This is a genomic window from Bradyrhizobium sp. USDA 4506 (genome assembly GCF_054058795.1).
The window spans coordinates 882,781-895,758 of sequence record NZ_JBSSBM010000002.1 but is presented as its reverse complement, the minus strand read 5'-3'; the positions used below and the strand labels follow the sequence as shown (position 1 = coordinate 895,758).

Below are 12,978 nucleotides of genomic sequence, written 5' to 3'. Positions count from 1 at the left end.
TTTGGCTAGTTCGGGCAAATGTACCCCGTGCCGCCGGGTGCCTTGAAGCAGCCGACCGATTCCGGGATCACCTGCTTGGGCAGCCACAGCACGACCTTCGGAAAATAGATCGTGAAGCAGATCGTGACCAGGAACACGACATAGATCGGCAACGCCGCCCGCAACGCTTTTGCAAAACTGATGCCGACGAATTTCGAGGCCATCAGCAGCACGAGCCCGTAGGGCGGCGTGATCAGGCCGAATGCCAGCGTTGCGATCAGCACCACGCCCATATGCACGCCGTTGATGTCGCCGGCCTGGGTCAAGGCGTTGACCAGCGGCATGAAGATGATGATGGTCGGCACCGGCTCGATGAAGTCGCCGACCACGGTGAACAACAGCACCATCAAGAGCATGATGAGGTGCGGATCGTTACCGGCGATCGAGGTGATCCAGTCGGCGATGTAGATCGCGCCGCGCAGATAGGCCAGCATCCAGCCGAACGCGTTCGCCGCGCCGATCGTGATCAGCGGCAGCGAGAAGATCAGGCCCGCCAGACAGAAATCGTACGGGATCTTCTTCAGGTGCCCGCGGTTCAGCGCCGGAATCACCACGACGATGATGTAGGCGACCGCGACCACCCCGGCCTCGGTCGGCGTGAACCAGCCGGTCAGGATGCCGCCCAGCAGGATCACCGGGATCATCATCGGCAGCGCCGCGTCACCGGCGGCGAACGCAACCTGGCGCAGCGGCGCGCGCGGCTTGCGCAGGCCCGAGGGACCGAAGAAGTAGCAATAAATCATCAGCCCGAAGCCGATCATCAGCCCGGGGACCACACCGGCCATGAACAGCCCGGCGATCGAGACATTGCCGACCGCGCCATAGACCACTGCCGTGATGCTCGGCGGCACCAGCGCTGCGATCGTCGACGCCGAGGCGATGATCGCGGCGATGAAGGCCGGCTCATACCCTTCCCGCCGCATCGGCCCGCCGAGCGCCCGGCTCATGACCGCGACATCGGCGGTGGTCGAGCCCGACATCTCCGAGAAGAACATGCTGAAGACGACGACGACCTGCGACAGCCCGCCCCTGATATGACCGACCAGAGAGACCGACAGATTGGCGATGCGGACCACGACATTTGCCGAGCTCATGAGCTCGCCGACCAGCAGGAAGAACGGGATCGCAAGCAGCGCCTCGGAATCGACGCCGTCGAAGATCTTCTGGATGATCGCCGCCAGCGAGACGTCTGATAGCACTGCGCCGACGAACACGCCGGCCATCAGTGAGAACGGCACCGGCACGCCGAGATAGCCGAAGAACAGGAAGCAGAACGACATCAGCGCAAGCACGACCGGTGCGCTCACGGCTGCACTCCCGTCGTCGCGCGGGTATCGATCGCAGGAATCGGAAGGTCGTCATCCGGCGGCTCCGGATGGTCGAAGCCATTGCGGATCCCGTTGACGAGCTGCTCGACCGTGAACAGGCCGATCAGGATGCCAGACAGCGGAATCACCGCATAGAGCGAGGCGATCGGCGTACCCGACGGCAGGCGGAAGCTGCCGAAGCCTCGCAGGTAATTTTGATAGCCGTACCAGACCAGGCAGAAGGCGACGCCCAGCACCACCAGACGGATGACGATCTCGACGAACAGCCGCGACCTGCCATGCAGCGCTTCGGAGATCGCGGTGAGATAGAGATGGTCGTTGCGCCGTGTCGCGACCGCGGCCCCGATGAAGATCGCGTAGATGAACAGCGTCGAGGTCACCTCCTGCAGCCACAGCCAGGGATGACCGATGGTGCGGGTGACGATATCGGCGGTCACCGACAGCGAGAAGCCGAAGCACAGCAAGCCGCACAGCATCATCAGGATCAGCTCGAGCCGGTCGAGCGCCCGCCATTTCAGATGCCGCTGCCGTTGCAGCACCAGTGTGTCGGCGATGGCCATGCTCGCGCTCCCCGTCGACCCGGGCTAGTTGATCGCGCGGATCAAATTCTTGATCTTCTCCGCATGCGGCCCGAGATCCTTGGCGAGCTTGTCGAGATAGGGATCGGCGATCGCGGTAAAGCTCTTCTTGTCCACATCCTCGACCACCTTGACGCCGAACGATTTCAGTTTCGCAGCCGCGTTCTTCTCCAATTCGAACGCCTTCGCCGGCTCCTTGGCGCTGACCTCGGCGGCCGCCGTCGTCACCCAGGTCTTCTGCTCGGCTGAGAGGCTCTGCCACAGCTTGTCGCTGACGAACAGCAGCGCATTGTTGGCCTCGTGCTCGGTCATCGAGAGCACCGGCGCGACTTCATAGTGCTTATTGACGAGGTAAACGTTCACGCTGTTTTCCGCCGCATCGACGACGCCGGTCTGCAATGACGTGTACACGCTGCCGAACGGCATATGGACGGTTTGCGCCGCGTAAGCCGGGAAGATCGTGTCTTCCGTAGCCGTCGCCTGAACGCGAATCTTTACACCCTTGAGGTCGCCGACGTTGTGGATTTCCTTCCTCGCATAGATGCTTCTCACACCTTGGCTGCCCGTCGCGATGACATGAAGGCCTTGCGACGTGTCGTCGATCATAGCCTTGATCGCATCGATCACCTTCGGATCGGCAAGCGCCTTGACCACGTGGTTGGCGTCGCGGAACAGGAAGTGCAGCGACATCACACCGGCCTGCGGCGAGATGGTTGCAGTGTTCGCCGACGAGATGATGGCGAATTCAATGTCTCCGGATTTCACAAGCTGCAGCAGCTGCGGCTCCTGGCCGAGCTGCGCACCGGGATACTGGTCGACGATCATGGTCCCCTTGCTCAATTCCTTGAGCTTGGCGGAGAACATGTCGTAGGCGACGCTATAACCGGTATTGAGCTGCTGATCGTGCGCGAAGCGGAAGTGCTTTACCTCCTGCGCGCCGGCGCCCGCGGACAGCAGCAGCGCTGCCGCGGCCATGGCAATCCCGACGATCCTGGCTGAATAGCCCATCGCAACGTTCCCCCTGTTCTTGATTGAGGGGATCATCCCACCAGTCGCGCGGGATTGTCAATAAAACAGGAGAAACGAGCCGCCTGCGGGTATCATTGAGTGCCGCAACGCAGAAATTATCGACAATTCGACCGCCGGGCCGAACGACACCGGCGACTTGCTACTTGCCCTTGGCGCGCATGAAGTCGAAATCGCAGCCTTCGTCGGCCTGCAGGATGGTGTCGTTGAAGAGATGCGCGTAGCCGCGCTTGGCCCAATCGGGCGAACCGGCCGGCGCGAGCGCGTCGCGGCGCTTCTGCAATTCGGCCTCGTCGACCAAAAGATCGATGCTGCGCTTGGCGACATCGAGCCGGATCATGTCGCCGTTCCGCACCAGCCCGAGCGGACCGCCGACCGCGGATTCCGGCGTGATGTGCAGCACGATGGTGCCGAACGCGGTGCCGCTCATTCGCGCATCGGAGATGCGGACCATGTCCTTCACGCCGGCGCGCGCCAGTTTCTTCGGGATCGGCAGGTAACCTGCCTCCGGCATGCCCGGCGCGCCCTTCGGGCCGGCATTGCGCAGCACCAACACGTCGTCGGCGGTCACATCGAGCGCGGGATCGTCGACCCGCAGCGTCATGTCCTCGACCGATTCGAACACCACGGCGCGGCCGGTGTGCTGCAATAGTTTCGGGCTCGCCGCCGACTGCTTGATAACGGCGCCGCGCGGCGCGAGATTGCCGTGCAGGATCGCCATCGCGCCTTCGGATTTGATCGGGTTCGCCTTGGAGCGGATCGCGTCCTGCCCCGGCACATCCTCGGCATTGGCGACGACCTCGCGCAAGGTCTGGCCGGTGATGGTTTTGGCATCGAGATCGATGAGGTCGCCGAGCTGCGCCATCAGCTTCGGCACGCCACCGGCGTGATGGAAATGCTCCATGTAGTGTTCGCCCGACGGCTTGAGGTCGACCAGCACGGGGACCTCGCGGCCGAGCTTGTCGAACGCCTCGAGGTCGATCCTGTGCGGCGAGCGGTTGGCGATCGCCGTGAGGTGGATCAGCCCGTTAGTCGAACCGCCGATCGCCTGCATGACGACCTGGGCGTTGCGGAACGAGGATGGCGTCAGGATCTCGCTCGGCTTCGGTCCCTTGGTCTTCGCCATCTCGGCGGCGACGCGGCCGCTGGCCTCGGCGGAACGGAAGCGTTCGGCATGGGGCGCCGGGATCGTCGCGCTCATCGGCAGCGACAGGCCGAGCGCCTCGGTGATGCAGGCCATGGTGGAGGCAGTGCCCATCACCATGCAGGTGCCGACCGAGGGCGCGAGGCGGCCGTTCACCGCCTCGATCTCGTTGTCGTCGATCTCGCCGGCGCGATACTTGCCCCACAGCCGGCGGCAGTCCGTGCAGGCGCCGAGCACCTCGCCCTTGTGATGGCCGACGACCATGGGCCCGACCGGAATCACCACCGTCGGCAGATCGGCGCTGATCGCAGCCATGATCTGCGCCGGCAAGGTCTTGTCGCAACCGCCGATCACGATCACCGCATCCATCGGCTGGGCGCGGATCATTTCCTCGGTATCCATCGCCATCAGGTTGCGCAGATACATCGAGGTCGGGTGCGCAAAGCTCTCCGCGATCGAGATGGTCGGGAACACGAACGGCATCGCGCCCGACAGCATCACGCCGCGCTTCACGGCCTCGATGATCTGCGGCACGTTGCCGTGGCAGGGATTGTAGTCGCTGTAGGTGTTGGTGATGCCGACGATCGGGCGATTGAGCGCATCGTCAGAATAGCCCATCGCCTTGATGAACGCCTTGCGCAGGAACAGCGAGAAGCCGGCGTCACCATAGCTTGTCAGTCCCTTGCGAAGTCCGTCGGCCATTTTCTTCTCGTCCCGTGGTTGTTCGGCCGCACTTAAGGAGCGGCAGGAATTATTGTCAATATGAGATAATCCGGTCGCGGCGGGTGGCTGGTCTGCGGCAAAATCGCCCCCATTATTGACAATAACCGTGGCGCTATGCTGACCTCAGGCACCGATCCAAAGCCGAGAGCGCATGACAGCCGAGCCCACATTGCCCGAACTCCAGGCCCCCTCGCGCGAGGAGGAACAGGCGGAGGTGATCCGCCGGCTGGAGGAGGACATCATCTTCGGCCGCTTCGCACCCGGTTTGCGGCTGGTCGAGGATAACCTGATGCAGCGCTATGGCGCGAGCCGGCATTTCGTCCGCCAGGCGCTGTTCCAGCTCGAGCGCCAGGGCATCGTGCTGCGCGAGAAGAATGTCGGCGCTACGGTACGGTTCTATTCGGCCGAGGAAGTGCGGCAGATCTATGAGGTGCGCGAGATGTTGACGCGCCAGGCCGCGCTGATGATCGCCCTGCCCGCGCCGCAAAGCCTGATCGACCAGTTGAGCGAACTGCAACGGCACTACTGCATCAAGGCCGAGGCGCAGGACATGCGCGGCATTCACGAGACCAACGATGCATTCCACCTCGCGCTGTTCTCCGCCTGTGGCAATCCTTACCTCGTCCGCTCATTGCAGGACTACATGAACCTGACACTGCCGATGCGCGCCAAGAATCTCGCCGACAGCGAGGGCCTCGCATTGTCGCGCCGCCAGCACGAATTGATGATCGAGCTCTTGAAGGGCCGCGACAGCTGGGCGCTGGCGCAGCTTTGCGTCGATCACATGCAGTACAGCAAGGCGGATTATCTCGTCCGCATCTCCAACGACAAAAAGCCGCAATAGCGCGATACGCGGCCTCCTCGTGAAGGAGACCGCGATGCGCTATGTGGCTATATTCCTTGGATCGCTGGCCGTGCAGCTTGCGCTCGGCGGCGTTGGCGAAGCGGCCGATCCGCGCGCGACGCAGCTCACCTACGAGCCCTGGACCAAGACGTGCCTGACAGAGGCGAGCTGCTTCGTCGGCGCAGCCGCGCGCGGTCGGTGCTCGCCATCGGGCGGCACACTCAGCGTCTCGCCGCAGAGCAGCAAGCGCGCGATCGTGAGCGCCAATGTCGGAACGCGGACCATGCTGGAAGGCACGATCAGCCTCCGCATCGATCAGGACGAGCCGATCCAGATCGCGAGGCCGCATTGCTACACGCTCGGCTGCGGCGGCACGCTCGAGGCCGACGGCGAAATGATCGAGCGGCTGAAGCACGCGCAGACGATCGCTGTCGAAGCCAAGAACCTCACCGGGCAGACCATAAGCCTCGCCTTTCCCCTCACGCACTTCGCCGAGACCTTTGACGGGCCCGGCAGCCCGCCCAAGACATCCGGGCAAGGTTCGAAGGAGGCGCAGCAGCACACCGAATCCGTGAAGCAACTGCCGCAATGCGAGGATTGATCACTTCTTCCAGTCGATCACCCTCTCCTTGTCGCCGTCGAACTCCATGCTGCAGAACGCGCCGCCCTGGTAATAGTCGCCGACCGGATCCGGCGGCAGCTTGGCCTGCTCGGCCATCGCGTGCTCGCGGAAATCTTCAGCCCTTCCGGTCGGACGATAGCCGAGATCGTAGGCGCGGTGATTGTCCCACCACGAGCGCTCATTGTAGGACGCGCCGTACAGCACCTCGAAATGGATGTCGGGATGCTCGAGCCCGATGCGGCAGAGCTGGACGAGGTCTTCCGGCTTGAGCCAGATCGAGAGCCTGCGGTGGTCGAGCGGCGCCTCACCGAAATTGCCGATCCGGAGGCACGTGACCTTGATGCCGTGCTTGTCGGCATAGAGCGCGCCGACGCCTTCGCCGAACACCTTGCTCACACCATAACGACTATCCGGCCGCGCGGTGACGTCGGTGCCGATGCGGTGATGACGCGGATAGAACCCGACCGCGTGATTGGACGAGGCGAAGATCACGCGCTTGACGCCCTTTTTGCGCGCCGCCTCGAACAGATTGTAGCAGCCGATGATGTTGGACTGCAGGATCGCGTCCCAGGGTCCTTCCACCGAATAGCCGCCGAAATGCAGGATGCCGTCGACGCCCTCGCAGATCGCCTCGACCTGCGCAAGGTCGGCGAGATCGGCCGCCTTGAACTTTTCGTTGCTGCCGAGATCGGAGGGCTGCTTGATATCGCTCAGCAGGAGATCCGGATAGATCGGCGGCAGCAGCTTGCGCAGGCTCGTTCCGATTCCCCCCGATGCGCCCGTCATCAATATGCGTGGCATGCCGTCCCTCTTCTTTCCTGATTGCTGCGATCGAATTGCGGTCGCAGGCCGACAATGATAGCAAACCAGGCGCTCAAGGAAACACCATCGAAACACAACAACGAGAACAGCAAATGTCCGATGTTCATTCCGCCGGCTGGCGTCCCGCGACCTGCTATCCCGATCCCGCGATCCGCGCGCTCGATCCGCGCTTCGAGAAATACTGGCTGAAACTCTCCGCCGTCGAGCGCATCGCGACCGGCCTGCGCTGGGCCGAAGGTCCGGTGTGGTTCGGCGACGGCCGCTATCTGTTGTGCAGCGACATCCCGAACCAGCGCATCCTCAAATGGGAGGAAGAGACCGGCGCGGTCAGCATCTTCCGCAAGCCGTCGAACTTCGCCAACGGCAACACCCGCGACCGCCAGGGCCGGCTGATCACCTGCGAGCATGGCGGCCGCCGCGTGGTGCGCACCGAATATGACGGGTCGATTACGGTGCTGATCGATTCCTACGGCGGCAAGCGGCTGAACTCGCCGAACGACGTCGTGGTGAAATCCGACGGCTCGATCTGGTTCACCGATCCGATCTTCGGCCTGCTCGGCAACTACGAAGGCTACAAGGCCGATCCCGAGATCGAGCCCAACGTCTACCGGCTCGATCCCGCAACCCGCGAGGCCACCATCGTCGCCGAGGGCGTGCTGGGACCGAACGGGCTGTGCTTCTCGCCGGACGAGAAGATCCTCTACGTCGTGGAATCCCGCGGCGAACCGAACCGCAAGATCCTCGCCTATGACGTCGCAGCCGACGGCAAGACGATCTCCAACAAGCGCGTCTTCATCGACGCCGGCCCGGGCACGCCCGACGGCATGCGCTGCGACATCGACGGCAATCTGTGGTGCGGCTGGGGCATGGGTGATCCCGAACTCGACGGCGTCGTCGTGTTCGCGCCCGACGGCGTCATGATCGGCCGCATCGCGCTGCCGGAGCGCTGCGCCAACCTCTGCTTCGGCGGCGTCAAGCGCAACCGCCTGTTCATGGCGGCGAGCCAGTCGATCTATGCGCTCTACGTCAACACCCAAGGCGCGCTCGGCGGCTAGCCCGGCCGTCATTGCGAGGAGCGAAGCGACGAAGCAATCCATCTGTCCGCCCGTGAGGAGAGATGGATTGCTTCGCTTCGCTCGCAATGACGGCGAGACTGCAACCTTCATCTTCGCAAGATTCGCACTCTGCAAGACCTTGCGCCCCCAAAATGGCTGACGCCGGAGCAGTTGCCTGCCCCGGCGCCAGAATGTTGTCTCTCGTGGCTCGGCTTACGCGGCGTTGTAGCCGGCGACCGCCTTGGCCTCGAGATATTCTTCCAGACCGTAGCGGCCCCACTCGCGGCCGTTGCCGGACTGCTTGTAGCCACCGAACGGTGCGGTGCGCTCGTTCGGCACGCCCTGCAGGTTGACGTTGCCGGCGCGGATCTGGCGGCCGACGCGGCGCGCGGTTTCCACGGTGTCGGCGGAGACGTAACCGGCGAGACCATACGGCGTGTCGTTGGCGATCTTCACCGCGTCGGCTTCGTCCTTGGCGCCGAGGATGGTCAGCACCGGTCCGAAGATCTCTTCGCGGGCGATCGTCATGTCGTTGGTGACGTCGGCGAAGATGGTCGGACGGACATAGAAGCCCTTGTTGACGCCCTCGGGCAGGCCCGGGCCGCCGGCGACGAGCGTTGCGCCCTCGTCGATGCCCTTCTGGATCAGCGCCTGGATCTTGTCCCACTGGCCGCGGTTGACCACCGGACCGATCGTGGTGCCGTCGGCACGCGGATCGCCCGCCTTGGTCTTGTCGGCGACGCCCTTCGCGATGGCGGCCACTTCCTTCATCTTGGAGAGCGGCACGATCATGCGCGACGGCGCGTTGCAGGACTGGCCCGAGTTGTTGAACATGTGCATCACGCCGCCGGTCACCGCCTTGGTCAGGTCGGCACCGTCGAGGATCACGTTCGGCGACTTGCCGCCGAGCTCCTGGCTGACGCGCTTCACGGTCGGGGCCGCACGCTTGGCGACGTCGACGCCGGCGCGGGTCGAACCGGTGAACGAGATCATGTCGATGTCCGGGTGCTCGCTCATCGCCGCACCTACCTCCGGGCCGAGGCCGTTGAGCAGGTTGAACACGCCCTTCGGCACGCCCGGCTTCATGGAGGATTTCCGCGAAGATCAGCGCCGAGGTCGGGGTGAACTCCGACGGCTTCAGGATCATGGTGCAACCGGCGGCGAGCGCGGGCGCGACCTTGCAGGCGATCTGGTTCAGCGGCCAGTTCCAGGGGGTGATCATGCCGACGACGCCGACCGGCTCGCGCACGATCACGGCGGTGCCCATGGTCTCCTCGAACTCGTACTTCTTCAGCACTTCGAGGGTGTTCATGAGGTGGCCAAGGCCGGCGCCGGCCTGCAGCTTCTCGGCCATCGGCAACGGCGCGCCCATTTCGTCGGAGACGGCCGCGCCGATCTCCTTCATGCGGCCCTTGTAGACCTCGACGATCTTGGTGAGCAGCGCGACGCGCTCCTCGCGGCTGGTCCGGGAAAAGGTCTCGAAGGCGCGCTTGGCGGCGGCGACTGCCTTGTCGACATCGGCCTTGGAGCCGAGCGCAATCTCATACATCGCTTCTTCGGTTGCCGGATTGACGACCGGGGTGGACTTGCCTTTGACGACGGGATCGACCCAGGCGCCGTCGATGTAGAATTGCATGCGATTGACCATCGGAAACCTCTTGTACGGGGCGTATGGAATGGGGAACGAAAGCGTTCGGCAGGCATCCTTGCACGAAAGCCCGGCGAATTGAACCCGCCATATGCGGGACGCGGCTCGTGCGCGTCCGCGAGATATAAGGGCCGAGCCGCACGTGTGGCAAGGCTCCTTCGCACTCCCCTTCCGGTGATGCTACACCGCCATCTTGCGATGCCGCACCGGGGCGCCGACCGAGACGCTTTCCGCCGCGTCGATGATGGCGTTGGCGTCGATGCCGTAGTGGCGGTAGAGGTCGCTGATCGTGCCGGTCTGGCCGAAATGCTCGACACCGAGCGCCTCGACACGGTGGCCGCGCACGCTGCCGAGCCAGCCGAGCGTTGCCGGATGGCCGTCGATCACGGTCACAATGCCGCAGTCGCGGCCGAGCGGCGCCAGCATGCGCTCGATATGACTCAAATGCTGCGCGCCGCGGCGGTCGCGGCGCAAATTCCGCGCGGCGGACCAACCCGCGTAGAGCCGGTCGGCGGAGGTGACCGCCAGCAGACCGACGTCGCGGTGGCTCTCGCCGATCAGGCCGACCGCCTCGATCGCCTCCGGCGCGACGGTGCCGGTATACGCAATGACGATGTCGCAGTTCGGGCCCGGCTTGCGCATCCAATAGGCGCCGTCGGTGATGTCGCGCTGCAGGTCCGGGGTCATGATCCGTTGCGGCTGCTCCAGCGTACGGGTCGAGAGTCGCAAGTAAACCGAACCACCCTCGGCACCCTCGCGCTGCATGTGGCCAAAGCCCCAGCCCATGATCACGGCAAGTTCATCGACGAAGGCCGGATCGAACGAGGCGAGCCCGTCCTGCCCGATCCCGATCAAGGGCGTCTTGATCGACTGATGCGCGCCGCCTTCCGGCGCCAGCGAGATGCCCGACGGCGTCGCCGCCACCATGAAGCGGGCATCCTGGTAGCAGGCATAGTTCAGCGCATCGAGGCCGCGTTCGATGAAGGGATCGTACAGCGTGCCGACCGGCAACAGCCGCGCGCCGTTGATCTGGTGCGACAGGCCGAGCGCCGACAGCATGATGAACAGATTCATCTCGGCGATGCCGAGCTCGAGGTGCTGTCCCTTCGGCGAATATTCCCAGGTGTAGGCGGACGGGATCTTCTCCTGCCGGAACAAGTCGTGGTTCTCCGCCTTCGCGAACAGGCCGCGGCGGTTGACCCAGGCGCCGAGATTGGTCGACACGGTGACATCGGGCGATGCGGTGACGATGCGCGAGGCGAGTTCGCTATCGCCGCGCGCCAGTTCGTGCAGCACGAGACCAAAACCCTGTTGCGTCGACATCTGCGCCGAGGCCTTGAAGGCCAGCCGTTCCGGCACGTCGATTTCTGGCGCCGACAGGCGGCGGCGCCCCTCGCGGTTGAACGGCGCCTCGGCCAGGAAGGCCTCGAGCTTCGCAGGCTCCTGCGAAAGGCCCTCGAACTTGTCCCACTCGTGGCCGGGGCGGATATTCTGCGCGGCGCGCCACTTCTCCATCTGGGCGACCGTCATCAGGCCGGCGTGGTTGTCCTTGTGGCCCTGCATCGGCAGGCCGACACCCTTGATGGTATAGGCGATGAAGCAGACCGGCCGATCATGGTCGATCGCCTCGAAGGCCTCGATCATGCTCGCCATATCGTGGCCGCCGAGGTTCGACATCAGCGCCAGCAACTCGTCATCGCTGCGGCGCTCGATCAGCGCCGACACCTCACCCTGGTCGCCAATGTCGTCGCGCAGATGCTTGCGGAACGCGGCGCCGCCCTGAAAGCAGAGCGCGGCGTACATCTGGTTCGGGCAGTTGTCGATCCAGCGCCGCAGCGCCTCGCCGCCGGGCTCGGCGAACGCCTCGAGCATCAGCTTGCCGTACTTCACGATCACCACGTCCCAGCCGAAGTTGCGGAACATGGTCTCGAACTTGGCCCACAGCCCCTCGCGCACCACGGCGTCGAGCGACTGCCTGTTGTAGTCGACCACCCACCAGGTGTTGCGCAGGCCGTGCTTCCAGCCTTCGAGCAACGCCTCGAAGATGTTGCCCTCGTCCATCTCGGCGTCGCCGACCAGCGCGATCATGCGGCCCTCAGGCCGGTCCTGCAGCCAGCCGTGCGCCTTGACGTAATCCTGCACCAGCGAGGCGAACAGCGTCTGCGCGACGCCGAGGCCGACCGAGCCGGTCGAGAAGTCGACGTCGTCGCTGTCCTTGGTGCGCGAGGGGTAGGACTGCGCGCCCTTGTAGCCGCGAAAATTCTCCAGCTTGTCGCGGGTCTGGTGGCCGAACAGATACTGGATGGCGTGGAACACCGGGCTCGCATGCGGCTTCACCGCGACGCGGTCCTGCGGGCGCAACACCGAGAAATAAAGCGCCGACATGATGTTGGCGAGCGAGGCCGACGAGGCCTGGTGGCCGCCGACCTTCAACCCGTCGGTAGAGGGCCGCACGTGATTGGCGTGATGGATGGTCCACGAGGACAGCCACAGCACCTTGCGGGCCAGGGCGGACAGCATGTCGAGGCGTTCAGGCGCGATTCCCATGGCAATGCTCCGGGCGATACGCCGGAATGTTACTGCCGCAGGCGTCGGCGAAAATCTCAATTCCACGCGACAGCACAGGAAAAATTGGGATAAATTCCCACGATCCAACTTCAACTGACGAGTTCATCCCAATGCCTGCCCTCGATGCCATCGACCGCAAGATCCTGAGTCTGCTCCAGACCGACAGCCGCATGACCATGCAGGAACTCGCCGACAAGGTCGGGTTGTCGGTGTCGCCTTGCCACCGCCGGGTCAAGCTGCTCGAGGAGCGCGGCGTGATCTCTCGCTACATCGCAACCGTCGACCAGAAGTCGATCGGGCTGCACGTCTCCGTCTTCATCTCGATCAAGCTGGCGCGGCAGAAGGAGGAAGACCTCAACCGCTTCGCGCGCGCGATCTCGAAATGGGACGAGGTGCTCGAATGCTACCTGATGACCGGCAACCGCGACTATCTGCTGCGCGTCGTCGCCGCCGACCTTTCCTCCTACGAGGCATTCCTGAAGAACAAGCTGACCCGGCTCGACGGCATCGCCTCCATCGAGTCGAGCTTTGCGCTGAGCCAGGTGAAGTATTCGACGGCGTTGCCGGTGTGAGGGCGTTGG

Annotated in this window: 10 protein-coding genes and 1 pseudogene; 4 read left to right on the top strand and 7 right to left on the bottom strand. The window is 64.2% G+C overall.

Annotated features, from left to right (window positions below; all coding sequences use genetic code 11):
• Positions 1–5: 5 nt before the first annotated feature.
• The 4 genes from ACVIHF_RS06525 to ACVIHF_RS06510 form a co-directional block, all read right to left on the bottom strand.
• Positions 6–1,346 (bottom strand): TRAP transporter large permease, encoded by a 1,341-nt coding sequence (locus ACVIHF_RS06525; RefSeq protein ID WP_028331861.1) that lies wholly within the window; start codon positions 1,344–1,346, stop codon positions 6–8.
• Complete coding sequence (locus tag ACVIHF_RS06520) at positions 1,343–1,927, bottom strand: TRAP transporter small permease (protein WP_225160774.1); 585 nt, start codon at positions 1,925–1,927, stop codon at positions 1,343–1,345. The genes ACVIHF_RS06525 and ACVIHF_RS06520 overlap by 4 nt, the downstream gene beginning before the upstream one ends.
• Before the next feature lie 24 nt (positions 1,928–1,951).
• Positions 1,952–2,953, bottom strand: a complete 1,002-nt coding sequence (locus ACVIHF_RS06515; RefSeq protein ID WP_225649176.1) for a TRAP transporter substrate-binding protein — start codon at positions 2,951–2,953, stop codon at positions 1,952–1,954.
• A gap of 160 nt (positions 2,954–3,113) precedes the next feature.
• Positions 3,114–4,817 (bottom strand): IlvD/Edd family dehydratase, encoded by a 1,704-nt coding sequence (locus tag ACVIHF_RS06510; protein ID WP_253609690.1) that lies wholly within the window; start codon positions 4,815–4,817, stop codon positions 3,114–3,116.
• Positions 4,818–4,989: 172 nt separating this feature from the next.
• Between ACVIHF_RS06510 and ACVIHF_RS06505 the strand changes: the two genes are divergently transcribed.
• Both ACVIHF_RS06505 and ACVIHF_RS06500 read left to right on the top strand, forming a co-directional pair.
• Complete coding sequence (locus tag ACVIHF_RS06505) at positions 4,990–5,682, top strand: GntR family transcriptional regulator (RefSeq protein ID WP_057017495.1); 693 nt, start codon at positions 4,990–4,992, stop codon at positions 5,680–5,682.
• Positions 5,683–5,716: 34 nt separating this feature from the next.
• Positions 5,717–6,283 (top strand): invasion associated locus B family protein, encoded by a 567-nt coding sequence (locus ACVIHF_RS06500; RefSeq protein ID WP_253609691.1) that lies wholly within the window; start codon positions 5,717–5,719, stop codon positions 6,281–6,283.
• Here the strand turns inward: ACVIHF_RS06500 and ACVIHF_RS06495 are convergent, their stop codons facing one another.
• Positions 6,284–7,105: an NAD-dependent epimerase/dehydratase family protein gene (locus ACVIHF_RS06495; RefSeq protein ID WP_050384739.1), complete on the bottom strand. Its 822-nt coding sequence runs from the start codon at positions 7,103–7,105 to the stop codon at positions 6,284–6,286. It abuts the gene before it with no gap.
• Between the two features lie 113 nt (positions 7,106–7,218).
• Between ACVIHF_RS06495 and ACVIHF_RS06490 the strand changes: the two genes are divergently transcribed.
• On the top strand, positions 7,219–8,181 hold the full coding sequence (locus tag ACVIHF_RS06490; protein ID WP_253609692.1) for an SMP-30/gluconolactonase/LRE family protein: 963 nt from the start codon (positions 7,219–7,221) through the stop codon (positions 8,179–8,181).
• Positions 8,182–8,394: 213 nt separating this feature from the next.
• Here ACVIHF_RS06490 and ACVIHF_RS06485 read toward each other — a convergent pair.
• Both ACVIHF_RS06485 and ACVIHF_RS06480 read right to left on the bottom strand, forming a co-directional pair.
• Positions 8,395–9,829, bottom strand: a pseudogene (locus ACVIHF_RS06485) (aldehyde dehydrogenase family protein).
• Positions 9,830–10,009: 180 nt separating this feature from the next.
• A complete protein-coding gene (locus ACVIHF_RS06480; RefSeq protein ID WP_253609693.1) occupies positions 10,010–12,376 on the bottom strand; it encodes a transketolase in 2,367 nt (788 codons plus the stop codon).
• 131 nt (positions 12,377–12,507) lie between these two features.
• Here ACVIHF_RS06480 and ACVIHF_RS06475 point away from each other — a divergent pair, with 131 nt between their 5' ends.
• A complete protein-coding gene (locus ACVIHF_RS06475) occupies positions 12,508–12,969 on the top strand; it encodes an Lrp/AsnC family transcriptional regulator (protein WP_016841346.1) in 462 nt (153 codons plus the stop codon).
• Positions 12,970–12,978 lie beyond the last annotated feature (9 nt).

Bases quoted from the DNA above. Each gene is read 5' to 3' on its own strand.
- ACVIHF_RS06510 (WP_253609690.1), bottom strand. From the start codon at position 4,817: ATGGCCGACGGACTTCGCAAGGGACTGACAAGCTATGGTGACGCCGGC.
- ACVIHF_RS06520 (WP_225160774.1), bottom strand. From the start codon at position 1,927: ATGGCCATCGCCGACACACTGGTGCTGCAACGGCAGCGGCATCTGAAA.
- ACVIHF_RS06480 (WP_253609693.1), bottom strand. From the start codon at position 12,376: ATGGGAATCGCGCCTGAACGCCTCGACATGCTGTCCGCCCTGGCCCGC.
- ACVIHF_RS06495 (WP_050384739.1), bottom strand. From the start codon at position 7,105: ATGCCACGCATATTGATGACGGGCGCATCGGGGGGAATCGGAACGAGC.
- ACVIHF_RS06500 (WP_253609691.1), top strand. From the start codon at position 5,717: ATGCGCTATGTGGCTATATTCCTTGGATCGCTGGCCGTGCAGCTTGCG.
- ACVIHF_RS06505 (WP_057017495.1), top strand. From the start codon at position 4,990: ATGACAGCCGAGCCCACATTGCCCGAACTCCAGGCCCCCTCGCGCGAG.
- ACVIHF_RS06515 (WP_225649176.1), bottom strand. From the start codon at position 2,953: ATGGGCTATTCAGCCAGGATCGTCGGGATTGCCATGGCCGCGGCAGCG.
- ACVIHF_RS06490 (WP_253609692.1), top strand. From the start codon at position 7,219: ATGTCCGATGTTCATTCCGCCGGCTGGCGTCCCGCGACCTGCTATCCC.
- ACVIHF_RS06475 (WP_016841346.1), top strand. From the start codon at position 12,508: ATGCCTGCCCTCGATGCCATCGACCGCAAGATCCTGAGTCTGCTCCAG.